The sequence below is a fragment of the Grimontia marina genome (genome assembly GCF_900060185.1).
Lineage (GTDB): Bacteria > Pseudomonadota > Gammaproteobacteria > Enterobacterales > Vibrionaceae > Enterovibrio > Enterovibrio marinus.
This window is the reverse complement of record NZ_FIZY01000029.1, coordinates 20,012-46,131: the sequence shown is the minus strand read 5'-3', so window position 1 is coordinate 46,131 and position 26,120 is coordinate 20,012. Positions and strand designations below refer to the sequence as shown.

Here is a 26,120-nt window from a genome sequence, read left to right as displayed (position 1 = left end):
GGTATCAGTAATTAAATGCAGTATTCTTGGTATCGCATGAACCTTTGTGACCTTGCTTTACCAATACACATCTGCCTGAATACCAACGATTACGTCGCTGCCGTTTTGAGTTTTGTATTGATACCCAGCATCTGGGTCTCTCTCTATGTCACCATTTGCGTCACGTACATAAGACTCGTTTGTCCAAGATTCAGGAAGGTATGTAACCATGAATCGGATTTCAGCACTGGACTCGCCATCGGACATGATAAAAGTTGGGGCAACGGTATACTTTGATTGATAAGAAGAATTTCCGTTGTAGTTTTGTTTGTACCAGCCAATATCCGTTTGAACAAAGAAGTTATCTGCAACAGGGAAGGTGTTGCGCATCATAGCTGAATACCAGTAGGTATATGTGGTGTCATCCTTGCCAGCTTCATCATTATATTGGCCTTGGATTGCTGGGAAGAATCCAATGCCGCTAGAATTGACGTAACCCCCCCATAACAATAAGCGCCCGCTTGTGGCATCTTCATGACGATGGGTGAGCAAGTATTCAGAATTACCGCCCAATGTATTGCGCGAGTAACCTTCCAATCCATCAACAGATGGAGAGGATGGGCCAAAGTAAGGCCAATCGTTGTGTACACCTTGGGTCAAAGAGCCAGAGCGATAGCCGCTATAGTCAGTGATCGTACTGCCAAGAAGGTTACCTGAACCCCGGCCTTTACCAGTTTGCGCGATGACATAAGAGAATGCATTACCTTCCAAGCCAAAGAAATGAGGCATATGGTAAATACCGGTCACATCAAAACCTGTATCAGCCCACTCATTACCGAATACATCCCAGTTGTCAGGCATATATTTGTAGTTACCAATGACCTCGTATCGACCTACTTGATAACCTACACTGAAAGTGTGCATGGTATTATTTAGGTTAGATTGGATAGCATCTTTCTGATCTGCAGTGATAATTCGGTAACGTTCTTCTTCCCAAGTAGAAATAAGCGCACCGCTTGGATCATGGAAAGTTGCGTCAACTAAATCTTCGTAGTCTTCGCTTCTGTCACTGGATAGGTAGGCGAGTGAAAGAAAGCCATCACCGATTTCGTAATCGCTGATGCCCGCGCCAATGCCTTCTAGATCTGTGTAGAAGTAATCGGTCATAAAGATATAGTTATCTTCGTAGATTTTTCGCTTGCCCGCCCACATAGAACCTGATGGCGTAACACCTTCGAATTCGATAAAACCGAGTACGTCATCAGCGTCAAACTCACTAAGTCCAACATGAATACTCAGCTGTTTTTCGTCATCAAAGATGAGTTTTGTTATAAAGTCGATGCCTCCATCATTGTCTGGTTCAATACCCAGACGGCCGAGCATTTCCTTTTGACCAGCAAAGTCGGCTTTTTTGAAGTCGTTTTCTTTACTGGCAAAAAAACCTGCGCGGAAATACCCGTGAAACTCGAACTCTGTCTCCACAGCATAGGCTGCAGAAGGAAGGTAAGAGGTCCCACCCAGTGCCCCAATGAACAGTGTGGATAAAATGGATTTTTTCATTCCTTACTCCATCAAAAAATCATCAGTTACAAGAAAGCGCTTTCTTGTAATGATTGAGTTTCCCGACGAGAGCCCCAGTTCTGCTGGGTGGCGTAAGCAGTATAAGACCATTATATTCGGGAGTTTTTACCTTTCTTTTGTTTGAACCTCTCGGGGTGCTATCCCAGATGTGTGACAAACTAAAGAAAGCGTTGGTACAGCGGACATTAATTTATCAGAGATGTTGATCGCAAATATGACTAACCTAAAATCAGCATTCGATCACATAATCATTACAAATTCGTAACTTTTAGTTGGTTTTAAAGATTGCCTGTACAGGGTTATAGTCATATTCTTTGAAACTACACTCAACGACTAAATTTAAATAAATACATATAAATCATATAGATATTTATTTTTTATTAAATTAGCAATGTCTCATTAATGAGTCTGTACAAAGTGCCTCCATAACAATATCGTTACAAATGCTAGTAGTTGTCCTCGAGTGATGGGTGGTGACCGAATCTCGGGTTTTGCTAATTCATTAAAGAAAGCGCTTTCTTTAATGGTGGGACGCTGAGCGTAAAGTCCATCAACATTCTGGTGGTTGGAATCAGGCAAAGGACAAGCCAACGAACTTCCCTTAGCCGATATAACAGCTGTAACGGATTAATACGATGAAAAACAACTTAGCAAAAATGGCTCTCGCAGTATCACTGTCACTTGCCCTTGGTGCATGTGGTGGTGGCGGTGATGAGCCAGTTACAAACCCTTTTGTTCCATCTAGTGATTTGTCACCTAACCCTGCACCTACCGGAAACTTTCCGAAATCTGTGTCGGGTGACCCTGTGTTAGGCACAACATCTCTTCAGGCGATGTCTTATGGTTCATTTCGTGATACCTCGCGCAGTGAAGCAACCGTTCAGTCGGTTCAAGATCTGAAAGAAGACTTGCGGATCATGCATGAGACGGGAATCAGAGTTATTCGCACGTACAACACTCAAAAGTACTCGGATACTGAAAATCTGCTTCAAGCCATCCGAGAGTTGAAACTTGATGATTCAAACTTCGAGATGTACGTGATGCTTGGCGTTTGGATTGATGCGCTGAACTCTTTCCCCCCAGAAGATGTTGCCGTAATCCATGATACAGAGAACCCTGACAACGACAATGAGATGTCAAAGGCAATTGCATTAGCATCGAAATACAAAGACATAATCAAAGTCATCGCAGTGGGCAATGAGTCAATGGTTGAGTGGGCGCGTGAATATCGTGTTGTTCCTTCCATTATCCTCAAGCGTGTTAATCAGCTTCAAAGTGCTAAGGCCAGAGGAGACATAGGCTCTGATGTTTGGATTACCAGCTCTGACAACTGGGCGGTCTGGGCGCGTGAAGTGGCGAGTGATTACTACAACCAACATGCAGATGACATTGAATCGTTGATAGAGGCAGTCGATTACGTTTCGGTTCACTCTTATCCATTCCACGACACCAAGCACAACTCTGTATTCTGGAATGTCCCTCTTGATGAGCAGTCTTTAAATATTACAGAGCAAGCAGACCTTGCCATGACGCGCGCTGTCGAAGAAGCAGAAAGGCAAATACTGGCTGTACAAAATGCTGTTAGAAAAATCGATCCAAACAAACAAATACATATTGGTGAGACAGGATGGGCGTCCTATTCAACTGATGGCTTCGGTGATGATGGCACGGGTGCAGCCGATGAATACAAACAAAAAGCTTTCTACGATAAGTTAAAAGCAAAACTAGACCAGAATGGCATGTCAATGTTCTTATTCGAGGCATTTGATGAGCCTTGGAAAGGCGAAGCAAGCAACGGTGGTCATTCTGAACAGCATTTTGGTTTGTTTGAATTGGACGGATCGGCGAAATATGCAGTTTGGGATAAAGTTGCTAGTGGTAGTTACAGCAATTTAACGCGTGAAGGCGTATCAATCCGTCAATCTTACTCTGGTGATTCAGCAGCTGTCATTTGTGACATTTTACCTATTCCTTATGCCTACCCTTACAACCAAAAGGTTAGCGGTGACACATATGCGGTATTCGCAGATGAAATTCAAAAATCTTTGAGTACTACTATTTGGGAAGGTGAAACCTCATGGATCGGTGTTGATGGCAACGCAAACACACTAGTTGTTGTCCCTGTAAAACCTAAAGCTTCGTTTGGTTGGGGTGCAAGCCTCGATGTTCCAGGTATTAATGAGCCAGGTGATGTTGGTCAAAACCTAGCAGGGTTTGAAAATGGCTACTTCATTTTTGATGTCAAACAAGAAGCGGATAACGACGGTTACTTGCTGGATAGCGGAATCAGTGTTGGCTTTAGCACTGGTGTTTTCGGCAGTTCCAGTAGACCTCAGTCTATGAACAGTATCTCTCTTGCTGGCAATAGTAGCCGCGCGGTCACAACCGACTGGCAGACTTATAGAATCAAAATTTCAGAGATGAGTACAGCGGGGGCTTCACCAGACATCACTGATGTTACTGCACCATTTTTTGTCAGCTCGGCAAATGGTAATACCGGTTCGGTTCAATTTAGGAACATTCGTTTTAGTAAGTCTGGTGATAGAACCGATCCTGCAAATGAAAATAGCTTGTATTTTGCCGAAAAAGATCCAAGGTGCCAGGGGCGTGAAACCGTTACTGGGCCGACTCCTCCAAATGCAGGTTATATTTTCTACACAGATCAGGCGCAAACTGTGCCGTTGGAAAATATAGATATCTGGAATGGTGACGGCGGTGCGAGCCTTGGAGGTGGCTATGACAGAACCTACAATCCAGTAATTCGGCTCTCTACGGTGAACTGGGGTGCAGTCGCTTGGCGTTCGAATGGTACAGTCGATGCCACGCAATATACAGACGCTGTATTCAAAGCGAAAACGACTCTCGATTCACTTAAAGTTTCTTTTCTAACTACTTCCGACGCAGAAACAGCGAATGTTTATTCTCTGGCAGATGGAACGGATGTGGGCAATGGTTGGGTGGAGATGAAAATTCCGCTGCCTGCTTACACTGATATGAACAGACTCGCGATCATCATAGAACAGCCAGGCTCGGTTCAAATTAGTGACCTCGCTTTGGCAGATTATGATTCGATTGACGGCGGAACCGATGGTGGTACTTCAAGTGCACCAGAAACTTTCGATTTTGAAACGGACGCAACAATATGGGAAGTGTTCGAAAATGATGACGACCCTGCGGTTGAGCTTGTTCCGAATCCAAATTCTTCAGGAGAGAACACCTCAGGTAACGTAGCGAAGCTGATTGCTCGTGCTGGTGGTAAACACTGGGCAGGTGCATCAACGGCAAGCTTCGAGCCTTATGTGCTAGATGATACCAATAACGTCGTTAAGATGATGGTACTTAAAGACACTGCTGGCCCAGTGACAGTCAAATTTGAGAATGCGGACCGAGCCGGTATTCAGGTTAAGGCTGATTACTCAAACGTTGGCGAGTGGCAGGAGCTGACCTTTGATTTCTCTAGCCAATCCCTAGCAAACACAGTAACTAAGCTAGTGGTATTCCCAGACTTTGACCCGAGTGGTGAATTTTCAAGAGATAGTGATGTGACAATGCATTTTGATAATATCTCTTTTGGCGCTCAAAGTGGTGGTACCGATGGTGGTACCGATGGTGGCACTGACGGCGGCACCGATGGTGGTACTGACGGCGGCACAACAGGTGATACTCCAATCGTGATCTTTAACGATGCAGCGAATCCGGAGTGGGTTGCTTGGAATAATGCTACTGATGCCATTCCTCCAGTTGTAATGGATAGTGATCCTGCACATGGTGCGGCTACCTCTTTCGAGATTTTGTCTACACCATCTGTAAATGGCTTTAATACACGTAAAGGAGAGCCGTCTAACCCACTTGATGTGAATGCTTGGATGGTTGATGGCGTTATTTCGTTTGATATTAAATTGCTCGAAGATGGCGCTACACCAGCAACAGTTTGGAATTTCAAAGTGGAATCAAACGGTGGTGACCAAAATGGCAACCCGGGTGAAGCTGTACAGTTAGATCTAAATAAAGCTGTGGAGTTTGACCAAAATACTGAACTGGACTCTGTACCAGAATTGAACACTTGGAAAACCTATACGTTTAGATTGAGTGACCTATCAAACGAAGGCTTAGACCTGACAAATATAGACGTCATCATGGTATTTCCTAAGTGGGAAACGGGCTATGGCTCTAAGTACCTGATTGACAATGTCATTGTCTCGCCGACGGCTACCGATAGTGGCACTGATGGCGGCACTGATGGTGGTAAAGATGGCGGCACCGGCGGTCATGTAGATACCACTGCGGATGTTGTTTCTATATTCAGCGATGACTATACGGATATCACAGTGACCGAATGGGGAGCGTTATGGAATGACTCAGCTAGTTCAATAGTGGATGGAACTTTGAATGACAGCCCAGCAAAAGTGATTAATGTTGGGGCGAATCAAGCCTATGGAGCGATAGATTTCTCGTCGTCGGCGTTTGATGCCACTGGCTTCACGACCTTCAATATGACATATCAGGTTGATACGTTGCTGACGGGTCAAGCGCTAGATATTAAACTATCTATTCATGAAGGAGGTGATGGTGAAACTAGCGCTATCAGCAAGGGCGTAACTGCAACGGAAGGTGTAGTTACACTGGCTTTGCCTCTAGATGATTTTGTGAGTGTTCATTCCTCTGGTTCTTTGTCGAGAAGCGCAGTTGCGCAACTTATTATCACTGCTGCTAGAACTGATATGAGCCAGCCTGTAAATATTACTATCGATGATATTTACTTCAGCAAGTAATAGAATTCTCTAGCATTGCAGAGAAAAACAACTGCTAATGAAAAAGGGGAGGCTTTGATGCTTCCCCTTTTGTCTTTTCGTTTGGAATAGGCAAAAGGCCCTAAATCGTGATTCATCTCACGCTTTGGGGCTTTTTTTCGTTTTTCCGCTCAGTTTTTTACGCGTTTCTTTCCATGTAGGGGTGTCACCCATAAAAACATTCAAGGAAAGAACAGATGGCACTTATCATCGGCGGCGCAGGCGGGATAGCCGTGAGCGCGTTCACCGGCAATGTCATGGCGCTTATCGTTTGAGATATGTGGACGACAATTGCCTATATAAATTAACTCTATCTTTCTCTAATGAGGGAGCTCAAGTAGCTCTTTTGTTGATAACAAGATTATATATCCGTTTCCCCGTCAGAACCGGATCCTCCCGATGAACTTCCTGTTGAACCAGACCCAGAAGAGCCTGTAGAACCCCCTGTAATCAGACTTAGAGGTAAGGTTGCATGACCAAACATCCAATAATCAGCCGCACCTGAGCTTTTGGCTTCTACTGCGGCAGCGTGGACACAGTTGGTTGGTCTCCCTGGTGGTGCGTAATCTCCTGTACCGAGGTTGGTATACCCAAATCCTGCGGGGTGGAAGTCGTATCTGTCTTTGAACCATACGTCGACGGTGGAAGCGGTCCGGTTAACCTGGTAATCAACCCTGTCTATACCGCCAAATGCTAATCTGAAGTTTTCGTCTGAATAATGACCCTGACGAATGAATACATTTCCTCTGTCTGCACTAGCGATAGCATTGGCGACGACTCCCCGGGCACCGGCATCCGTTTTCATCAAATTATCAAGGTTTGTGTGCTCGACAAAGTCTGCCCCACCTCCGGAGATATAGTGGTCAAGATGAGCAACGGCGAGAGGTTTGTTCCGCATCTGAATATGTTTGGCCGCAGTTAACACACTAAGTGGTGACAGCACGGCGCAAGCACATTCCGACTTTTCTTTAATTGTGGTGGGCCGGTTCCACACCGAGACTGATCCTCCTCCTGGTAAATTGATGGTGGTTCTTATTGCTTTGCAGATGCTTCGCGCGTTGGCCTGAACCAGCGGCCAGGCGCCAATCGCAGGGTGGTTATGAGCTGGCCTACCAGGAGTATAAGGAGCTGGCGGTGGCGCAGGGTTAGGAAAGCGTTGAATAAACCTGCTGCCTCCACTTTGCTGAATGACATGAGTCAGCTCATGTGCTAGCAGCTTTCTGCCGTGGTCAGTGTTGGGTTTGTATTGGTTTCTTGCGAAAACAATGTGGTTACCACAGGTGTATGCCTTTGCATGAATGTCATCGGTCGATTTTGCTGCATTTGCACCATCATGGATTCTGACATTAGAAAAACGCATACCAAACCTTGGTTCCATAAACGCTCTTGTTTGGTTATCGAGAGGTCTTCCTTGGCTTGCTAGAGTTGCAGTAACAGAGGGCGGCGCTTTAATATTGCCTTGATTCAAAGGCGATACACTTCGACGTTGTATCAAACGGGATGTCGAAGGGGCTTGTTGACAATTTGGGCAGGAGCCTCCGCAACGACATATTGAAGTGGCAGTTGGCCTTGCACCGCTCATTATTTCATTTGCGATACGATCAGCCTCTTTTTCTAGAGGATGATCGGTGGTTCCAATCGTTAACGGCGAAGGAGAGGATAATTTTGAATGCGAGAGCTGGGAGCGGGCGTTTGACAACTCCGAATTACCCTCTGCAGATTTATCATAAGTAAACAATGCGAGGTACCGTGAAGTGAACTCAGGTTTAAGTCTAGGTAGCTAGATTTCCCAACATGTCTATTTTTAGATAATCCTAAGCATGAACTCAGAAAGAAGGCCTGACGGTTGGTTATCAAGAAACCTTTCAATTCCCGGCTTCATGCAGAACCGATCAGTTAGGCTGAGCGGTAAGCTCTAGATACTGTCTTTTCTGGTGTGGTTTAATGTTTTTACGGGTGTATAGAGTTTCTCCCCCTACACCCATACCCAAACGACCTGCAGATGCTCGCATTCAAAGGGCATCAATGCGTTTAATTCGAGGCAAATTTTACGAGGAATAGTCGTTCTATTTCCTTGGGATTTAACGAAGATGTGGGCGCATTGGAGGCCTCCCTTCGGTCGAGTTGACTGACGTTGTGCTCTTTGTTGTTCCTTTTTGATGGAGATGACGACACCTGCAAAGGAACGCCGCGATCATAACGCCAGTCAATCTCGCTGAATCCTGCATCTTCAGGTTGTTTGGGTATAAAATCCTGCAATCGTCACCACACACCATTCTGCAATGATGTAACCGTTCTCACTATTGATATTCATGATAATTCAATGATTAAGTATTTGTGATCATTGTTACAAAAAGGTAAAAGATGGCTTGTTGAAGTCCTTGGATTTTTTAATATCTATCGCAAAGAAAGCGCTTTCAAACGGGTGATCGTGCGGAAAGTGATTGGCTACGCTCATAACTCAAGTTTTACTGCAAAAGCAGCAAGGGCTTTTCAGTCAACTGATTGGATATATAACGACAAAAAGGACGGCAAGATGTACAACAAGAAAATCTTCGCTTCTCTCGTTTGCAGTGCGTTACTAACTGTGGGTGTTCAGGCGGCTGACATCAAGCAAGGTGGAACGCTTAACGTGCCGATCATCACGACTGGTTTTGTCGATAATTACAATCCTTATACTACGAAAGACGTCTTCCACGGCATCATGTTTGAGCCTTTAATGGTGTTTAATAACATGACTGGAGAGACGGATTTTCGCCTCGCGGAATCGGCTGGTTATTCAGACGATTTGAAAACTATCACAGTGAAAATGCGCAATGGGCTGAAGTGGTCTGATGGCTCGCTATTGACTGCTGAAGATGTGGCGTACAGCTTTCTGCTGACCAAAGAGAACCCCGCATTTGACTCAAAGGGTATTTGGTCTGGCGGCAACTTGCAGTCGGTAGAAGTCACGGTTGATAACTCCGTTGCATTTACGCTAGCGAAGCCAGATTCAACCTTCATTTGGAATCTGGAAAAGTACCATATTCTACCAAAGGCTGTTTGGTCAAAAGTGGACAATGCTACCACCTTTACCAATCCTGACCCGGTAGGTACGGGTCCAATGACACAAGTTAAATACCGCAAGTCCCAGCAAATGGAGCTTTGCCGCAACCCGCACTATTACCTTAAAGGACGTCCTTATCTTGATTGCGTGAGCTTCCGTTCATTCAACGATAATTCTCAGATACAGCCGGCACTGATGAAAGGTGAAGTGGATTGGGGGTCGAACTTTATTGCTGATATTGAAAGCACTTTCGTGAAGCGTGACCCGGACAACAACCATTTTTGGTATCCAGCCAATGACGCGATTCACCTTTACCTGAATACGAAGAAAGTGCCGTTTAATGATCTGAAAGTGCGTCAGGCTCTATCAATGGCATTGGATCGCGAACTGATTGTTGATATCGCAGCATATGGCTATCCAACCGCCAACTTTAACGCGGGTGGTATCGGTGAGCTGTATGAAAAGAGCATAAATAAAGAGATCTCCGACAGATACAGCCATCTCACTGAATTCAATCAGGATAAAGCGGGTGTTAAAGACGTAGATGGTGATGGTTATCGTGATAACCCTGATGGCTCAAAATTGGAGTTCGATATTGAGGTTGTCACAGGCTGGACAGACTGGATTCAGGTCGTACAGATGGTAACTGAGTTTTACGACGAAATCGGTATCAAATCAAATGTGAAAACTGTCGACTGGGCGGTTTATGACGCGAACCTCAAGAAGAGCGAATATGACGTTGCTATAAACTGGTCGATGGTAGCGACAAATCCAATTATTGCTTACCAGGAATACTTCTCTTCTTCACGTGTAGGCAACAGTTGGCACGCGGGTCACGGTGTTAATGATGCTGAGATTGATGCGCTGATCGACAGCTTTGGCCAAACTGGTTCACCGGAAGAGCAAAAGGCGATTTTGGATAAGCTACAAGTGTTTACCGCAGAGAACTTGCCTTTTATTCCATTATTCTCAAATCCAACCTGGTTCCAGTACAGCACCAAGAAAGTGGATGGTTGGCCAACGAAGGAAAACCCATACGTTCAGCCCGTTTGGTATGACGGCGGTAAGCGCGTCATTATCCTCAATAACCTGCACCTGAAATAAGCCGATACGCTGAATTCATGGACTGTTGAGGAGCGAATCGATGGCATTTTTGTTTCGGCGATTCATTTTCTATTTCTGCGCGTTTCTTATCGCGATTACATTCAACTTCATGTTGCCGCGCTTGATGCCTGGCGACCCGGTTGAGGCGCTGTTCGCAGCAGCGCAGGGAAAAATGGATCCTGCACAAATGGATGCGGTGCGTGAAATGTACGGCTTCCTTGATGGTAATGTCTTTGAGCAGTATCTGGCGTACATCAAAAGTGTGTTCACGCTGGATTTGGGACCGTCAGTATTGATGTTCCCCATCAGTGTGTCGGAAGTCATTGGTAATGCACTGCCTTGGACTTTGTTCCTCGCGCTTGGCTCTCTGATCGTGGCGTTGATTATTGGTGTGTCGATTGGCACCTATGCCTCTTACCGCCGAACGGGTTTTGTTGGTCAAGTGGTGCCGCCGGTATTGTCGTTTATCAGTAACTTCCCGTATGTGGTTACAGCCTTGTTCCTGTTTTACCTGTTCGGGATTAAATGGGATTTGTTGCCGATTGCTTACACCTACGACCCGTCGCTGGATCCGGGGTTCAATCTGGAATTTATCGGCAGCGTGCTGAAACACGCCATCTTGCCGGTCGGTTCAATGGTGGTTGTTGGTATTGCTGCATGGGTGTTCAACATGCGTAACGCCATGATTAATGTGCTTGGTGAAGACTACGTGACCATGGCAGAAGCCAAGGGCTTGAGCAGTACCCGTGTGATGTACCGCTACGCTGGGCGTAACGCGATATTGCCTGTGGCAACTGCAGTGGCGATGGCAATTGGTTTTTCCTTTGCCGGTTCGATCATGACCGAAGTGGTGTTCAACTATCAGGGGCTGGGCAACATTCTGTTGAAAGGCATTGTGGCGCGGGATTATCCGCTCATTCAGGCCATCTTGCTGATATTGGTGACCGCTGTGCTCACCGCGAATTTCATCGCCGACTTGCTGTATGTCTGGCTTGACCCGCGCATTGCGAATTAAGGAGCGGGCACATGGATAAGACGATGGAATCGAGCCAGAACAAGCCAGTGAAAATGCCAAACAAAGGCGGAGCGATAAAGCGCGCGGGGAAAAGTATATACGCCTTTTTCTATGGCAATCCGCCAGCAATTCTTGGCACCTTGCTGCTGACCATGGTGCTGGTCGGAGCGATATTTGCCAACGTGTTGGCACCATATTCAGCGGAAAAACGTGTTGCGCGTCCGCATCAGCCACCGAGTGAGAAACACTTGATGGGTACCACACGAAGCGGGCGTGATGTATACAGCCAAGTGCTTTATGGCGCACGTAAAACTCTAACCGTCTCGCTGTTTGCTGGCCTGATTGCGATGGGCATTGCCGTGGCAGTGGGTGTGTCTGCTGGCTACTTCGGCGGCAAGATTGATGAAAGACTGAATTTTTTAACCAATGTGTTCTTGGTGTTTCCACAGCTTCCCTTATTGATCGTCCTGGCGGCGTTTCTGGGGCAAGTGGGCTCATTGGTGATAACGATTTTACTTGGGTTGACCTCCTGGCCATGGGGCGCACGCGTGATTCGCGCTCAAACCATGGCAATTCGCAACAAAGAATTCATTCTGGCTGCAGAAGTCATGGGTGAATCAAAACTGCGTATTATTTTGGTCGAGATTTTACCCAACCTTGTTTCCATTGTGTTCGGCGGGTTCTTGGGTGCCGTCATTTACGCTATGGGCTCCGAAGCAGGGTTGGGTTTTTTAGGCCTGGGTGACGCGACTGAAGTGAGCTGGGGCTCCATGCTCTATTGGGCTCAAACGACGTCGGCACTCTACACGGGCGCTTGGTGGGAAATGATGGTGCCGGCTTTGGCACTGGCTATCACCGGTGGCGCACTGGCGCTGATCAATATGTCGATTGATCAGGTCAGTAATCCGAAACTCAAAACCGGTCCACATATGAAGCTCTGGCGCAAACTGAAAAAAGCGGCAGACAAGAAAAGGGGGTTGTAATGGCAAACTTGCTCGAAATTAACAACCTCTGTGTGGATTACGTGTCGCCTAATGGCGTGGCACGAGCAGTGAACAATGTCAGTGTGAGCATTGCCGAAGGTGAAACGCTGGGTATTGCTGGCGAATCTGGTTGCGGAAAGAGCACATTGGCGTTTGCGATTTCACGTCTTCATAAAGCGCCTGCGCTGATCTCAGAGGGTGAAATCCTCTACAAAGGCGAAGACGTGCTGAAGATGAATGATAAACAGCTGCGCGCATTCCGTTGGAATGAAGTGTCAGTGGTTTTTCAAAGTGCGATGAACTCTCTTAACCCTGTGATCACCATTGGTGAGCAGCTGACAGATGTGATTCTGGCGCACAAAAAGGTGTCGTTGAAACAGGCGACAGAAAAAGCGTCAGAGCTGCTGCAAATTGTAGGGATTCACCCGGATCGTCTGTCAGCGTTTCCGCACCAGTTGAGTGGCGGCATGCGACAGCGCGTGGTGATTGCAGTGGCACTGGCGTTGGAACCAAAGCTCATCATCATGGATGAGCCAACGACGGCACTGGATGTTGTCGTTGAAAGGGAAATCCTGAACGAGCTTTATGATCTTAAAGCAAAGTTCGGTTTTTCCATTCTGTTCATCAGCCATGATTTAAGTCTGATGGGCGAAATTGCAGACCGTATCGGCGTGATGTATGCGGGCAACATGATTGAACTGGGCGATGCGCAAACCGTGTTCGGGGCGCCACAGCATCCTTATACACAAGGATTGCTCTCATCGTTTCCAACCATTCATGGTCCGAAAGAGCGTTTGTACGGGATTCCGGGGAATCCGGTGAACCTGCTGAATACACCGCAAGGGTGTAATTTTCAGGAGCGTTGCAGCAAGTGTTTTGCGCCCTGCACTGAGCAGGATTCGCAGTTGAAACTCATCGCACCTGAGCATCAGGTCGCGTGTCATCTGGTTTAGAGAAGGAGCTTAGAATGGAAAACAAAGAGACCCTTCTTGAAATTAAAAACCTGGTGATGGATTTTCGCATCGGGCATTCCAAGTCCAATTTGATGCGAGCGGTAAACGACGTTTCCTTTGAACTGAAGAAAGGCGAAGCGTTAGCGATTGTGGGAGAGTCTGGCTCGGGGAAGAGTACCGGAGCACGGATCTTGACCCGAATCTATGAACACTCGGCTGGCTCGATTACCTTTAAAGGAAAGTCACTGGCGGACTATGTGTCTGAGAATGGTGAACTGGAATATGCCCGCCAGGTTCAGATGATATTTCAGGACCCGTTTGGCTCGCTGAATCCTGTTCATAGTATTCACCATCACATTGCCCGTCCTCTGCTTATTCACAAGCGGGCAAGCAAACAAAATGTAACGGAAAAGGTTTACGAGCTGCTTGAGTTAGTGGGACTGTCTCCGGTTGTGGAGACGGCGCAAAAATTTCCACATGAACTCAGCGGCGGACAGCGACAACGTGTGGCGATTGCGAGAGCGATAGCCGTCGACCCGGAAGTCATCCTGGCTGACGAACCCATTTCCATGCTGGATGTTTCGGTGCGTCTTGGTATTTTGAATTTGATGGCCGATCTCAAAGACAAGCATGGGATAGCTTTTATGTACATAACGCATGATATTGCTACCGCGCGATATTTTGCAGAAAAAACGGCCGTCATGTATGTCGGTCATATGGTGGAGTGGGGTGAGAGCGACAGTGTGACGCAAACACCTCAACACCCTTACTCGAAATTGCTGTTGTCCGCTGTGCCGGAAGTGGGACGTGCAGGCCGCCGCGATCTATCGGTTAGAAAGGGCGAGATACCGCTGTGGAAACCCAGTAGTGTCGGATGTCCGTTCGCTTCGCGTTGCCCAATTGCGACGGAAGCCTGCATACAATCCATGCCTGAGGCGACGGAAGTCAAACCAGGGCATTACGCGAGGTGTCACCACCTCTAAGGCCATAAGGCCCTATCGAAGCGTAACCTTTTATCGACCTCCCGGTGATGGTTGAAAAATCCACCGGGAAAATTTTAAATTAATAAGAAAGCGCTTTCTTTTTGGGAACCAAGAAATATGGAACATTGTTTTAAACTGGCAAGCAACCCTGTGAAGGGGCAATTCGTTGATTCAAATGGCGAACGCTTTTATCGCATTGAAAATGTCGATCAAATGCCACCCTTCTTTATGAGTGTGGTGTCTGCCAATGATCACTGGGTGTTTGCGTCGTCTACCGGATGTTTGTCAGCAGGCCGTGGCAATCCTGAAAATGCCCTGTTTCCGTATCGCTCAGTGGATATGATCCATGAGAATGCTGAAAACACTGGCCCTAAAACCTTCATCCGTCTTGAAGATGAAATAGGTGATATTGTGACGTGGGAACCGTTTAACCCTCAGCACAATGGTAAGTATCGTGTTATCCGTAATCTTTACAAAAATATAACGGGTGACAAAGTAGTGTTTGAGGAAATTAACCCGACACTGCGCTTGACGTTCAAATATAGCTGGCAGAGCGGCAACACTTACGGTTTTGTCCGCCGTGCAGAGTTGAGCGACTTCTCTGGCACCTCGCGCAAGATTGAAATTCTGGACGGTGTGCAGAACATCCTGCCAAATGGTGCACCAATGGTTGCGCTGCAAAAGAGCAGTGCACTGGTAGATGCCTATAAATGGAATGAGCGCGTTCAAGATACCACGCTGGCGCTTTACACTATGTATGCGAAGCTTAGCGACTGTGCTGACCCCGCAGAAGCACTGACTGCAAATACTGTTTTCTGTATTGATAGCGATGACGTCGAAGTCCTGCTTAGCAGCCAGCAAATACCAGCTTTCCGTCGCGGCGATATCATTGAAAGTGAAACCCTGACACGCGGTGTTCGTGGTGCATACTTCATTCACAAAATGATTGAACTGGCAGCGAGTGAGAGTAACGATTGGTTGTTTGTTATCGACATTGAAAAAGATCATGCCGGTGTCGTTGCTTTGCGTAACAAGCAAAAAGACCCACAGTCACTCCGAGAAAAAGTGGAGCAAGATTGTGTGAAAAACCACAAAGAGCTGGTTTCTCTTATTTCAGCGGTCGATGGATTACAGTTCTCTGAAGAAGAGGCGACCAGTAACCACCATTACGCGAACGTGCTATTTAACAGCATGCGTGGTGGCGTATTCGAACAAGGTTATATTCTGCGCAAAGATGATGTGCAGCAAACAGCAGAAAACGCCAACAAGAAAGTTGTACTGCGCAACCAAGCATTTTATGAAGAGTTGCCAGCAACGTTTACCCATGAAGAACTGGTAAAGCGCGCTGAACAAGCTGACGATATTCAATTGCTGCGTCTTTGTTACGAATATCTCCCACTGACCTTTGGTCGTCGTCACGGTGACCCTAGCCGTCCTTGGAACCACTACGACATCAAAGTCAAAGACAAGGAAGGTAACCCACTGCTCGCGTATCAGGGTAACTGGCGCGACATCTTCCAGAACTGGGAAGCACTGGCTCTGAGCTACCCCGGATACCTGCGCTCTTTCATTGCCAAGTTTGTCAATGCTTCAACCATCGACGGTTACAACCCTTACCGTATCACCAAAGACGGCATCGACTGGGAAGTACTGGAGCCGGAAGACCCATGGAGCAACATTGGCTATTGGGGTGACCACCAGATCATCTATCTGCTCAAGTTCCTGGAGTGGTCTGAGCGCTTTGAACCTGCGCAGCTAACCGCGAATTTGTCCCGTGAAATCTATAGCTATGCAAATGTGCCATACCGTATCGGAGACACACGCACATTGTTCTCGAACCCGAAGGACACAGTGACGTTTGACACTGAGCTTCAGGAGCGCACGGAAAAGCTCAATGAGGTGATTGGTAGTGACGGCCGACTTCTACTGGACACGGACAAAGAAGTATATCTGGTCAACCTCTCTGAGAAGCTGCTGGTGCCTCTTTTGTCGAAGCTGGGTAACTGGGTTGTCGATGGTGGTATTTGGCTCAACACACAGCGTCCTGAGTGGAATGATGCCAATAACGCGATTGTAGGTAACGGTCTTTCAATGGTGACGCTGAACTACATGCGTCGTTATGTGGAATTCATACAAACCCTGTTTGTACAATCTCCAGAGAAAGTGCGTATTTCTAATGAAGTCGCGACTTGGCTGAAAGAAACCAGCGAAATCCTGAATAAAACGCTGCGTGATGTGAAGAAGAAAACCGTTACCCGCCAGACCAAGCACAAGTTGTTGACTGAGCTAGTGGATGCGGCGAGCCGCTACCGTCATCAGGTTTACCAACAGCATGGTTTCAGTGGTAAAACGCTGGTCGACAAGCACGATATCGAATCTCTGCTGAGCACCAGCCTTGCTTTGCTAGACAGCAGTACTCAGCGTAACCTTCGGGAAGACGGTCTGTTTAATGCTTATAACGTGGTTCAGTACAACAGTGAATCACTGGATTCTATGCCACTGTACCCAATGCTGGAAGGCCAAGTCGCAGCATTGAGCTCAGGGGCATTGAGCAGTTCCCAGGCAGTGTCATTGCTGGATAATCTGTTCAACAGCGAAATGTACCGTGAAGACCAAAAATCGTTCATGTTGTACCCGGACCGCGAGCTTGCTGGCTTTAGCCGCCGTAACTGCATTGAAGCAGAAGCATTGCGTAACAACGATTTGTTACGTGACATGAGTAAGCGTGGTGATAAACGCGTGGTGTATGTAGACCTTGATGGTGTGTTCCACTTTAATGCGAAACTCGAAAACTCAGGTGCGTTAAAATCAGTACTGGATGCAGTACGAGCGGATTACCCACAAATGTCGGACGAGCAGTACGAAAATGTGCTTGCACTTTATGAGTCAGTGTTTAACCACAGAGAATTCACTGGCCGTTCTGGTACCATGTTTGGTTACGAGGGTTTGGGCTGTATCTATTGGCACATGGTCTCTAAACTGCTCTTGGCAGTGCAGGAAGTGTACTTCGCAAGTAGGAAAGAAAATCCACACAGCGCGGAAACCCGTAAACTGGCGGACTACTACTATCGTGTGCGTGAAGGTATTGGCTTTAACAAGACACCAACCGAATATGGTGCGTTCCCTGTTGACCCATACTCGCATACGCCAAAACATGCTGGTGCGCAACAGCCAGGTATGACAGGGCAAGTGAAAGAGGAAATTATCACGCGCTTTGGTGAGTTGGGCCTTCTGGTGGAAGGCGGTACGATTACGATTACACCTTCGCTGCTGTTCGAACGTGAATTCTCATCAAAAGAGGCACATTTCCTATATGTTGACCTGCAAGGCGATGAAGTCAGCATTGCGCTCAATGCAGGTGAAATGGCGTTCACTTACTGTCAGGTGCCGTTTCTTTACCGTTTGGCAGAAAGTGGCTCAACCACGATTGTTGTCTCTTTGATTTCTGGTGATGTGGTTTCCATCGAAGGCAATCAACTGCCGGAGTCGCTGTGTAAGAAGCTATTCAGCCGCACAGGTGAGATCGCGCAAATCGCAGTAGATGTTCCGCGTAGTGTTTTGAACCAAGCTGGCTAACAGAGAGTACCAAAAACGAAAACAGCCGCGTTTGCGGCTGTTTTTTATGGAGTGGGTTCGTGATTAAGCTGGCGTGATAGGTGCAGTTTCCAAGGTTCTCACCGAACCGCGTTCCATTAGCGTCGGGAACAAGCGGGTGTTAATGTTGGCTAATGGCTTGCCTTCCAACATATTGAGTACACCGCGCGCTGCTTCGCAAGCCATATCTTCGAGAGGAAAGTGAATGGTTGTGAGACTTGGTGTCATGTACTGACTGTAGGTGTGATTATCAAATCCAACAATTGAAATGTCTTCGCCGACTTTCATGCCTCGGTCATGACAAACGCCATAGGCTGCGAGAGCGATGCTGTCATTGAGGCAGAATATACCAGTGATGCCGCTGTCGCGATCCATCAAACGACGCACGGCTTTATCATTGCCATCGTGATCGAAACGACCTTCAACAACTAAGTTCTGATCGTATTCGATACCATATTTTTCCAGTGCATTGCGATAACCCTGAAGACGTTCCCGGCTGTCGATTTTGCTGAGTTGACCAGTGACGCAACCAATGCGGCGGTGCCCGTTTTGTATCAAATGCTCAGTCGCTATGTAGCCACCCCATTCGTTATCCATGCAAATACATTGATCCGAAATTTCCGGAATGTATCGGTTCATCAGCATGGTAGCGGGTGTCTTTTCAACAATTTGCAAAATGTCAGCGTCACTCATCATGTCTGAAGTGAGTACCAGGCCATCAATCTTTTTCGCATTGAGAAAGCGAATAGATTCCTGCTCTTCATCGTAGTTTTCATGACCACTAGTAATGATGAGGTGGTAGTTTTTTTGACGAACTACCTTTTCAACATGGTGCATCAAAGGACCGAAGTAGGGACCATCAAACGTTCCCACCAACATGCCAATGCTGTGCGATTTATTCGATGCCAATGCTTGGGCGAACGCGTTTGGTTGGTATCCGAGCTTTTCGATGGCATCAAATACCTTCACACGGTTTTTTTCCTTTACCGACTTGTGGCCATTCAACGCTCTAGACACAGTTGACTGGGAAACTCTTGCCAGTTCTGCCACTTCTTTTATGGTAATCAACGAGATCTTCCTTAACTTACCTGATACTGTAACGCCGATATATCTAGGGCGATTTTATCCCTTTGATATGAAAGTGCTTCCTTTAGATAATCCTTATGGATGGTTTTACACACAACTACTTACCGATAGCCATGTTTGCAACCTTATTCATTTAACGCAGCTTTTTTTCAAATAGCGTTAGTTTTGCCACGAAATACGGAGCCTTGCCAAATGAAAAGCGTTCGCATTATTCACAAATGTTCACTGATTAACACTTTTAATACCAAAGTACTCAATGGTGAGTTACTAATTTCACTGAAATCGTTTTCATAATTCTAGTGCAGCCAGCGCGTCTTCGACGTTAAACTGACTGAACACGGTGATACCGTGTTGTCGGAGGAGTGCAGTGGTCACGCCATGACCAGAGACCTTGGTGCCAGCAAATTGGCCATTATAGATAAGAGTGCTTCCACAAGAAGGGCTAGATTCAGTAAGAATAGCGATTTTGATGTTATGCTGTTTGCATAGTTCGAGTGTTTTTTGAGCACCTGAAACGAAATGCCCAGTCACATCTATTTGCTGTACGGAAATGACTTTTCCTTTCCCTGCGACCACCGCCCCACCGTCCGCGACATCAATTTCTGCCGGTGGGCGTGGTGTGGGCAGTCCTCCTGCGACTTCAGGGCAGAGCGTCACGATATCTGCTAACTCCACTAAACGTTGAAATAGTTCAGATTCTTGGGTAAGGGCGTTGCCGTCATAGCGAACTTTCTGCCCCATTAGGCAAGCGCTGACCAACACTTTTTTCATTGAGTATCACAATAACTGGAAAGTAGTAGTTGTGATGGTATCGGATCTAAATGAAAGGGAAACAGACTTTTTTTTACTCAATAGTTGAGGAAATGTGAAATCAGTCAAATAATTAGTGTTGCCCCCTTATCAGACAAAAGCCAAAAATGTTGGTGTATTGTGCGGGCATCCGGGGATCGCGTAGGGAGAAATCAAACCATGTCTGAAATGCTGCACCAATATCCAATCATTAACGGACGGGAAATTCACGTCCGAGCATGGAACCCTGAAGGTGGGGAAACAGTGATTTGTTGGCATGGTCTGGCGCGGAACAGCATTGATTTTGTCGAGCTGGGTGATGAGTTAGCAAGAAGAGGCTATCGGGTACTAGCACCGGACACTTTGGGTCGTGGCCTTTCCCAATGGGCTGATGATCCAAAAAACGAATACAGTTACGCTAATTACATCGATATTACGGTTAAGCTCATGGACTTTTACTGCTGTGATAAAGTGCATTGGGTTGGCACCAGTATGGGCGGACTGATTGGTATGTTGATTGCCTCCAATCCGGAATATAACCACCGTATTTCAACGCTGGTGATGAACGATATTGGCCCTGAGGTGCCCAAAGATGCGTTGGAAAGGATTGTTAATTACGTGCAGAAGCCCATTGCATTCCGCCGCTATAACGAAATCAACCAGTACCTCCAGACTTTATATCAGCCATTCGGTCCACATACTTGTGAGCAATGGCATACGATCATCTCTGCTTCTGTTCGCAGGTTGGAAAACGGTGATTACACCACGCACTATGATCCTGAAATTCTCGCTCAATACGACCAAAACTCACTTCCAATGGATCTTTGGTGCCACTTCGGTAACTTAGATCTTCCCTTAATGTTGATGCACGGTTTGCACTCAGATGTTCTTACCAAAGATATTATTAAAAGAATGCGGGAGACCCAGCCTGAAATGGCTGTGAATTATTATTTGGGATGCGGTCATGCGCCGAATCTGTTCTACAAATCGTATCGGCATGATGTTGAGCACTTCATTGAAGCACATCCGATTGAAAAGGTTGTCAGCCAAAAACGAAATACTGGCTGACTAGGGGCTGTTGATCTTTGGTGGTTAAATTTTGTTCTCGCTATAAGCGTTTTGGGCGCGGCGAGGTGTGTGCCGCCTAGCATTCTAAGCAAATACACCTCAACAAAGCATAAAACGCTTAGAGCAGAACCCTTCGGGCAGCGTTTGTGGGGAATTTCTGCTGCGTTATCGGCTTCTCATGTAGGCTAGCTACACATCGACGCCTCTGCCTTGCATAAAATCTCCACAAACTGCTGCAAAAATCATCACCAAAGGTCAACAGCCCCTAGCAAATCCAATGCGAGATTAATTTGCGGCGTAACGCGAAACTATTTTGCCGCCCAAAGGTGCAGAAGTTCTGTAGCAATTGTTGCGCCAGCGAGCGCAGTAATTTCACTGTTATCAAATGGCGGACTGACTTCAACTACGTCCATCCCCACTAGATTGATCCCCCGTAATCCGCGTAAAATCCTCAGTGCTTTGTCTGATGTGATTCCTCCAATCACAGGCGTACCGGTTCCTGGCGCATAAGCTGGATCCAGGCAGTCTATATCAAAGGTGATGTAGGCTGGTTTCGCACCTACCAAGGCTTTGACATGATTGGCGATTTCATCCGGCGTCATATCATTGGCCGCCTCCGCGCAAATCACGTTAAACGCATGATGGTCCCTGTCGTAATCTGTACGAATACCAATCTGAACAGACACTTTAGGGTCTATCAAACCTTCTTTGGGCGCGTGATAAAACATGGTGCCGTGGTCATACTGGCTACCTTGGCTATAGGTGTCGGTATGGGCGTCAAAGTGAATAAGTGCCATTTCGCCGTGTTTGGCATGGTGTGCACGAAGCAGCGGCAGCGTAACGAAATGGTCACCGCCTAAAGTCAGTAACGCTTTACCTGCTTCTAGAATTTCACTGGCTGCTTTTGTGGCGGTAGTAAGGAAATCTTCACTATCCCCACATGTAAACACTAAATCACCCGTATCGACGATATTACAGCGTTCCCGTAAATCAAAAGGCCAAGGGTAACGAAATCCCTCCCATGCGAGATTAACCGAAGCACGTCTTACTGCATCCGGTCCCAGACGTGCCCCTGAACGTCCAGTTGTCGCCATGTCATAAGGCATACCTAGAATCACTACATCAGCTGCTGTGTCTCTTGGGTCTTTAACCATGGGAAGGCGAAGAAACGAATAAGGATTGGAATACAGAGAGTCATCTTTTCTTGCAAATACGTCTTCCATATCAGCCTCTTTGGTGTTGATGGGTGTTTTATATATCAAACACAAATTAAGTGATCGTTCAATATTCCTATAAAATAGCAGCATCAGCAAAATTCTTTGTCTATTTTCTGCATCAGCGAACAATTCACTGAAAGGCATGAAAGTGAACACCTCAAACTGTGATGACTTCGATCTTGTCCCAATTTGAACAAAAAAGTTAACCTTAATGCCTAAGTTATTGGTCTATAAAGACTCCAGTTAAATAACATGGAGACAGGAAAATGGTGACAAATAGACGCAATAAAAAACCTAAGGTTTGTCTGGTACTGCAGGGTGGCGGCGCGTTAGGGGCATACCACATTGGTGCCTACCAAGCGATGAAGGAAGCGGGATTTGAACCAGACTGGTTTGCTGGCATCTCCATTGGCGCGTTAAACTCAGCGGTTCTGGCAGGGAATAAACCAGAAGACCGATTAGGCAAACTGGAAACCTTCTGGGAGCGAATTTCTCGCCCAGACACTGACGCTCACATCCCGAGTTCTTTGGCGATGGCTTTTAATGCCATGAGTGCCTCCTCAGCGCTGATGTTTGGACAGCCGGATTTCTTTACGCCGCGCCCAATCAATCCTTGGCTAGCGCCTCCAGGCGAGGCTGCAACCAGCTTCTATGACACCTCTCCACTTTTTACCACCTTGGCGGAATTGGCTGATTTTGACCTCATCAATCAAAACAAAACCCGTCTAACAGTAGGTGCCACCCGTGTGACTGATGGCGAATTGGTTTTTTTCGACAGTAAAACTGATGAGATTGTCCCAGCACATGCTGTGGCGAGTGGCTCACTTCCGCCAGGTTTTCCCGCTACCCAAATCGGTGAGGAGTACTTCTGGGATGGAGGTGTAGTTTCTAATACACCAGTCAACGGTATACTTGATTTGGCCGGCGATGAAGAGCTGCTGATCTTTATGGTCGACCTCTGGAATGCCAATGGCGAACTTCCTAAAACCATGAGCGAAGTACTTTGGCGTGAGAAAGAAATCCAATATGCCAGCCGCACCAGTGAACATTTGGAAGCACTTATCGCAAAACGTAATCTCGACCATGTGTTGAAAACCACACCAGGACTGGTCGGTAGTGCTCAAGTACCAGATGTAACAACACTGAAAGCCGGCAAGAAAATCGACATTGTGCATATCACGTTTGACCCACTAGAGGGACATATTCCATTGAGCGATGCTGAATTTTCACGCCGTTCAATCCGTTTGCGCCGTGAGTGTGGTTACAACGACATGAAACAGGCCTTGGAAGAATCCCCTTGGACACAGCCAAACGAAGGATTACCGTGTCATTTGCATCGCCGCAAGTTTGAAGGTTGTTGGGTGGAGGATAAGAAGCTAGATAAAGCATCTTAACTCGTCGAAAAAGGGCTAACGCTTAATAACTAGGCGTTGGTTCCTTTTCAATTACCTCAAAAGCTTTTTTATCATTGCCTTATTTGTTAACGAATTTAGATATGTTAGCAGAGCGGACATCATCACGAACCCTCTATTCACCCTCTGAATCAATTTGATAAGAGCCGCTTCTATCTTCGAGGTACATATGGCGTATAATCTGTTCGTTTTAAAGCATCGTTTGTTTTCCTTTAAGGCTAAGAAATGCAAATCCAATATTTACCTGACTCTGAAGTCACCCACATCATCGACCAAAAACTCAGATTACTCCTTAGCGCTAGCTTCTTAAACAATCAGGATTCTGAACATTTTGCCCAACACCGTTACTACAAAGAAATGCCTCAACACCGATTTATGGCTTGGGAAGGTGACGAACTTGCTGCGCATATTGCCGTCCACGAAAAACAGGTGTCAATTGATGGAATTGAGTATTCCATTGCGGGTATTGCTGAAGTTTGTGTCAATCAGGCATTTCGTGGCCAGGGGCTGGTCAAGCAGTTACTCAAAGAAGTGCACCAGCACAGGTTGGCCGCAGGAGATGATTTTGCGTTGTTGTTTGGGGAAGCAGAGATTTACAGCTCCAGCGGTTATGAAACGACGACAAATGTTCTTATGCTGAACCCGGAAAATGGGTGGGTATTGGCTGGAAAAACCATGGCGAAGGCACTCAATAACACGTGGCCCTCAGGCGATGTAAAACTGATTGGCTTGCCGTTCTAACCCATGAACTTAGCGCTCTTTGATTTCGATGGCACCCTCACCAAGGAAGATACCTTTACAGCGTTCTTATTTTACGCAACCTCAAAGCGGCGGTTAGCGATTGGCTTTGCGCTGGTTTGGCCAATCATCTTGCTTTACAAGCTCGGTCTGCTTCCTGCCAGAAAAACACGCCCTGTACTCGCGTGCATTGCGTTTTGGTATCGCCGTGAAGAAGACGTAGATGTGATTGCTAAACGATTTGCTGCTGAGTATCTACCAACCGTATTAAGACCAGATGCGATGGAAATGCTCGCTAAGCACAAGGCAAACGGTGACGACGTGTATCTTGTCTCTGCCACGCTGAATATCTACCTCCGTCATTTCTGCAAACGCCATGATATGAAGCTGCTTTGCAGCACTATGTCAGTAAAAAATGGGCGGTTCACAGGGCGATATCTGAATGGTGATTGTAGCTGCGAAAACAAAGTTGCTGCAGTGCAGAAAACGGTAGATCTTAACGCGTATCCCCAGGTCTATGCTTATGGGGATACTGATGAAGATCTACCTATGCTTGCCTTAGCGGATGTGAAGTACTTGTGTGGAAATAGAATCAGTACTAACCAATAACAGGCAGTTTGTCCCAGGTTCTCGGGTGTAAAAGTTCACACCCATTTTCCGTGATAACGATATTGTCTTCGTGCACCATCATACGGTTGGGGGCAAATGCCATGCCTGGTTCCAAGGTAAGCACCATGCCGGGCTTTAACACCACATCCCCTTTAGGAATAAAAGAAGGCCACTCCGTAAGTTGCATGCCAAGACCGTGGCCCATTCTCCCAACATCGTTGCCAAGTGCGCCCGCTTTTTCTAGTACTGACCACATGGCTTGCCACACCTCACCCGTTGTTCGGCCGGGTTCGGCAGCGCCTAGTCCTGCTTCTGTGGCCGCATAAACGGCTTCATAGGCGTCTACCGTTTCTTTGGCTGCGCTAACAAACGCGTAGTTTCGGTCAAAATCGCAGAAGTAGCCGTCAAAGTTGGCGCCCGTGTCGATAATGAGCACATCACCTTCGGTAAGTACCCGATCGGTAGGACCCATGATGATACTGTCGTAACCGGCGGGGCCAGAGCCTGATATGAGATAAGGGCACGAATCCGCCCCAAGTCTGAGCATTTCCAAATGCATGGCTTTGCAAGCTTGTCTTTCAGTAATGCCCACTGATAAATGTTGTCGCAGGTAGTCAAAGGCTTCAGCGGCGATGTTGCAGGAAAACCGGATCTTTTCTATCTCTGCTTTGGATTTGACGCTTCTTATGATCTGGATAATGTCCGAGACATCTTCCCATGAATGGTGTAATAGCAAATTCTGCAGCGAGGCAAAGTTGTTCGCTGGCATACGCAAATGGGTTTCCGGACCCAGCATAGCGCCAATGCGGCGAAACCGTGCACTGACTTCATGAAGCGTTGTTGCTAATAGACTGATGCCATCGTCCTCAGGTCTGGGCGAAGGCCAGCTACGAACATCTGTTATCCAGGTGAGTTCAAAACCAGAGACGCCAATTTCAGGGACGACCGCAATGGGTTTTCCTTCGGTAGGAACAACCAGAAACCAAGGTCGAGTTGGGCTTTCCCAGAACTGCGATTTAAAGCCACTGAAATAGCGAAACTCAGCCTCAGTCGTGAAGAAAACGGCATCAAGTTGTTTCCCCCGCATCTGTTTTTGTAACTCGTAAGTGCGCAATTCAAATTCACTTTGCGCAAAGCCTCTGGCTGGTGGATTCAGCGGCGATAAGGGCATTC

The 26,120-nt window shown here is 46.8% G+C and carries 17 protein-coding genes; 11 read left to right on the top strand and 6 right to left on the bottom strand.

What is annotated here, in order from left to right:
- Nucleotides 1–57: 57 nt before the first annotated feature.
- On the bottom strand, nucleotides 58–1,539 hold the full coding sequence (locus GMA8713_RS15280; RefSeq protein ID WP_062711670.1) for a carbohydrate porin: 1,482 nt from the start codon (nucleotides 1,537–1,539) through the stop codon (nucleotides 58–60).
- Nucleotides 1,540–2,366: 827 nt separating this feature from the next.
- On the opposite strand from GMA8713_RS15280, the gene GMA8713_RS15275 reads away from it, so the two are divergent.
- The gene (locus tag GMA8713_RS15275) at nucleotides 2,367–6,332 is read left to right on the top strand and encodes a glycosyl hydrolase family 17 protein (RefSeq protein WP_198159521.1); all 3,966 of its coding nucleotides are present in this window, start codon (nucleotides 2,367–2,369) and stop codon (nucleotides 6,330–6,332) included.
- 379 nt (nucleotides 6,333–6,711) lie between these two features.
- Here GMA8713_RS15275 and GMA8713_RS15270 read toward each other — a convergent pair whose 3' ends face one another.
- The gene (locus GMA8713_RS15270) at nucleotides 6,712–7,932 is read right to left on the bottom strand and encodes an eCIS core domain-containing protein (protein WP_084387752.1); all 1,221 of its coding nucleotides are present in this window, start codon (nucleotides 7,930–7,932) and stop codon (nucleotides 6,712–6,714) included.
- A 954-nt stretch (nucleotides 7,933–8,886) separates the two neighbouring features.
- Here GMA8713_RS15270 and GMA8713_RS15260 point away from each other — a divergent pair.
- The 6 genes from GMA8713_RS15260 to GMA8713_RS15235 all read left to right on the top strand — a co-directional run bounded on the left by GMA8713_RS15260 (nucleotide 8,887) and on the right by GMA8713_RS15235 (nucleotide 18,010).
- Complete coding sequence (locus GMA8713_RS15260) at nucleotides 8,887–10,500, top strand: ABC transporter substrate-binding protein (protein WP_062711739.1); 1,614 nt, start codon at nucleotides 8,887–8,889, stop codon at nucleotides 10,498–10,500.
- Between the two features lie 40 nt (nucleotides 10,501–10,540).
- Nucleotides 10,541–11,515: an ABC transporter permease gene (locus tag GMA8713_RS15255; protein ID WP_062711658.1), complete on the top strand. Its 975-nt coding sequence runs from the start codon at nucleotides 10,541–10,543 to the stop codon at nucleotides 11,513–11,515.
- A gap of 53 nt (nucleotides 11,516–11,568) precedes the next feature.
- Complete coding sequence (locus GMA8713_RS15250; protein WP_422615202.1) at nucleotides 11,569–12,498, top strand: ABC transporter permease; 930 nt, start codon at nucleotides 11,569–11,571, stop codon at nucleotides 12,496–12,498.
- A complete protein-coding gene (locus GMA8713_RS15245; protein WP_062711651.1) occupies nucleotides 12,498–13,451 on the top strand; it encodes an ABC transporter ATP-binding protein in 954 nt (317 codons plus the stop codon). Before GMA8713_RS15250 ends, GMA8713_RS15245 begins: the two co-directional genes overlap by 1 nt.
- A gap of 14 nt (nucleotides 13,452–13,465) precedes the next feature.
- Nucleotides 13,466–14,434 carry an ABC transporter ATP-binding protein gene (locus GMA8713_RS15240; RefSeq protein ID WP_062711648.1) on the top strand — a complete coding sequence of 323 codons (969 nt, stop codon included), beginning with the start codon at nucleotides 13,466–13,468 and terminating at the stop codon, nucleotides 14,432–14,434.
- 117 nt (nucleotides 14,435–14,551) lie between these two features.
- The gene (locus GMA8713_RS15235; protein ID WP_062711646.1) at nucleotides 14,552–18,010 is read left to right on the top strand and encodes a 1,3-beta-D-glucan phosphorylase, GH149 family; all 3,459 of its coding nucleotides are present in this window, start codon (nucleotides 14,552–14,554) and stop codon (nucleotides 18,008–18,010) included.
- Nucleotides 18,011–18,073: 63 nt separating this feature from the next.
- Here the strand turns inward: GMA8713_RS15235 and GMA8713_RS15230 are convergent, their stop codons facing one another.
- Both GMA8713_RS15230 and GMA8713_RS15225 read right to left on the bottom strand, forming a co-directional pair.
- Nucleotides 18,074–19,096 (bottom strand): LacI family DNA-binding transcriptional regulator, encoded by a 1,023-nt coding sequence (locus GMA8713_RS15230; RefSeq protein ID WP_062711644.1) that lies wholly within the window; start codon nucleotides 19,094–19,096, stop codon nucleotides 18,074–18,076.
- Nucleotides 19,097–19,402: 306 nt separating this feature from the next.
- A complete protein-coding gene (locus GMA8713_RS15225; RefSeq protein WP_198159520.1) occupies nucleotides 19,403–19,885 on the bottom strand; it encodes a 2-thiouracil desulfurase family protein in 483 nt (160 codons plus the stop codon).
- Between the two features lie 198 nt (nucleotides 19,886–20,083).
- Between GMA8713_RS15225 and GMA8713_RS15220 the strand changes: the two genes are divergently transcribed.
- On the top strand, nucleotides 20,084–20,971 hold the full coding sequence (locus GMA8713_RS15220; RefSeq protein ID WP_062711642.1) for an alpha/beta fold hydrolase: 888 nt from the start codon (nucleotides 20,084–20,086) through the stop codon (nucleotides 20,969–20,971).
- A gap of 308 nt (nucleotides 20,972–21,279) precedes the next feature.
- Here GMA8713_RS15220 and speB read toward each other — a convergent pair whose 3' ends face one another.
- Nucleotides 21,280–22,194, bottom strand: coding sequence for an agmatinase (speB, locus tag GMA8713_RS15215; protein ID WP_062711733.1), 915 nt, complete (start codon nucleotides 22,192–22,194; stop codon nucleotides 21,280–21,282).
- A 260-nt stretch (nucleotides 22,195–22,454) separates the two neighbouring features.
- Between speB and GMA8713_RS15210 the strand changes: the two genes are divergently transcribed.
- The 3 genes from GMA8713_RS15210 (at nucleotide 22,455) to GMA8713_RS15200 (ending at nucleotide 24,947) form a co-directional block, all read left to right on the top strand.
- Nucleotides 22,455–23,582, top strand: a complete 1,128-nt coding sequence (locus GMA8713_RS15210) for a patatin-like phospholipase family protein (protein ID WP_062711640.1) — start codon at nucleotides 22,455–22,457, stop codon at nucleotides 23,580–23,582.
- A gap of 243 nt (nucleotides 23,583–23,825) precedes the next feature.
- Entirely contained in the window at nucleotides 23,826–24,341 is a 516-nt protein-coding gene (locus tag GMA8713_RS15205) for a GNAT family N-acetyltransferase (RefSeq protein ID WP_062711638.1), read from the top strand.
- 3 nt (nucleotides 24,342–24,344) lie between these two features.
- The gene (locus tag GMA8713_RS15200; protein ID WP_062711635.1) at nucleotides 24,345–24,947 is read left to right on the top strand and encodes an HAD family hydrolase; all 603 of its coding nucleotides are present in this window, start codon (nucleotides 24,345–24,347) and stop codon (nucleotides 24,945–24,947) included.
- Here GMA8713_RS15200 and GMA8713_RS15195 read toward each other — a convergent pair.
- The gene (locus GMA8713_RS15195; protein WP_062711632.1) at nucleotides 24,937–26,118 is read right to left on the bottom strand and encodes a M24 family metallopeptidase; all 1,182 of its coding nucleotides are present in this window, start codon (nucleotides 26,116–26,118) and stop codon (nucleotides 24,937–24,939) included. The genes GMA8713_RS15200 and GMA8713_RS15195 overlap by 11 nt on opposite strands.
- Nucleotides 26,119–26,120 lie beyond the last annotated feature (2 nt).

Excerpts from the sequence above, each read along its gene's own strand:
- GMA8713_RS15280 (WP_062711670.1), bottom strand. The coding sequence starts at position 1,539 with ATGAAAAAATCCATTTTATCCACACTGTTCATTGGGGCACTGGGTGGG.
- GMA8713_RS15270 (WP_084387752.1), bottom strand. The coding sequence starts at position 7,932 with ATGAGCGGTGCAAGGCCAACTGCCACTTCAATATGTCGTTGCGGAGGC.
- GMA8713_RS15260 (WP_062711739.1), top strand. The coding sequence starts at position 8,887 with ATGTACAACAAGAAAATCTTCGCTTCTCTCGTTTGCAGTGCGTTACTA.
- GMA8713_RS15255 (WP_062711658.1), top strand. The coding sequence starts at position 10,541 with ATGGCATTTTTGTTTCGGCGATTCATTTTCTATTTCTGCGCGTTTCTT.
- GMA8713_RS15250 (WP_422615202.1), top strand. The coding sequence starts at position 11,569 with ATGCCAAACAAAGGCGGAGCGATAAAGCGCGCGGGGAAAAGTATATAC.
- GMA8713_RS15245 (WP_062711651.1), top strand. The coding sequence starts at position 12,498 with ATGGCAAACTTGCTCGAAATTAACAACCTCTGTGTGGATTACGTGTCG.
- GMA8713_RS15240 (WP_062711648.1), top strand. The coding sequence starts at position 13,466 with ATGGAAAACAAAGAGACCCTTCTTGAAATTAAAAACCTGGTGATGGAT.
- GMA8713_RS15235 (WP_062711646.1), top strand. The coding sequence starts at position 14,552 with ATGGAACATTGTTTTAAACTGGCAAGCAACCCTGTGAAGGGGCAATTC.
- GMA8713_RS15225 (WP_198159520.1), bottom strand. The coding sequence starts at position 19,885 with ATGAAAAAAGTGTTGGTCAGCGCTTGCCTAATGGGGCAGAAAGTTCGC.
- GMA8713_RS15220 (WP_062711642.1), top strand. The coding sequence starts at position 20,084 with ATGTCTGAAATGCTGCACCAATATCCAATCATTAACGGACGGGAAATT.
- speB (WP_062711733.1), bottom strand. The coding sequence starts at position 22,194 with ATGGAAGACGTATTTGCAAGAAAAGATGACTCTCTGTATTCCAATCCT.
- GMA8713_RS15210 (WP_062711640.1), top strand. The coding sequence starts at position 22,455 with ATGGTGACAAATAGACGCAATAAAAAACCTAAGGTTTGTCTGGTACTG.
- GMA8713_RS15205 (WP_062711638.1), top strand. The coding sequence starts at position 23,826 with ATGCAAATCCAATATTTACCTGACTCTGAAGTCACCCACATCATCGAC.
- GMA8713_RS15200 (WP_062711635.1), top strand. The coding sequence starts at position 24,345 with ATGAACTTAGCGCTCTTTGATTTCGATGGCACCCTCACCAAGGAAGAT.
- GMA8713_RS15195 (WP_062711632.1), bottom strand. The coding sequence starts at position 26,118 with ATGCCCTTATCGCCGCTGAATCCACCAGCCAGAGGCTTTGCGCAAAGT.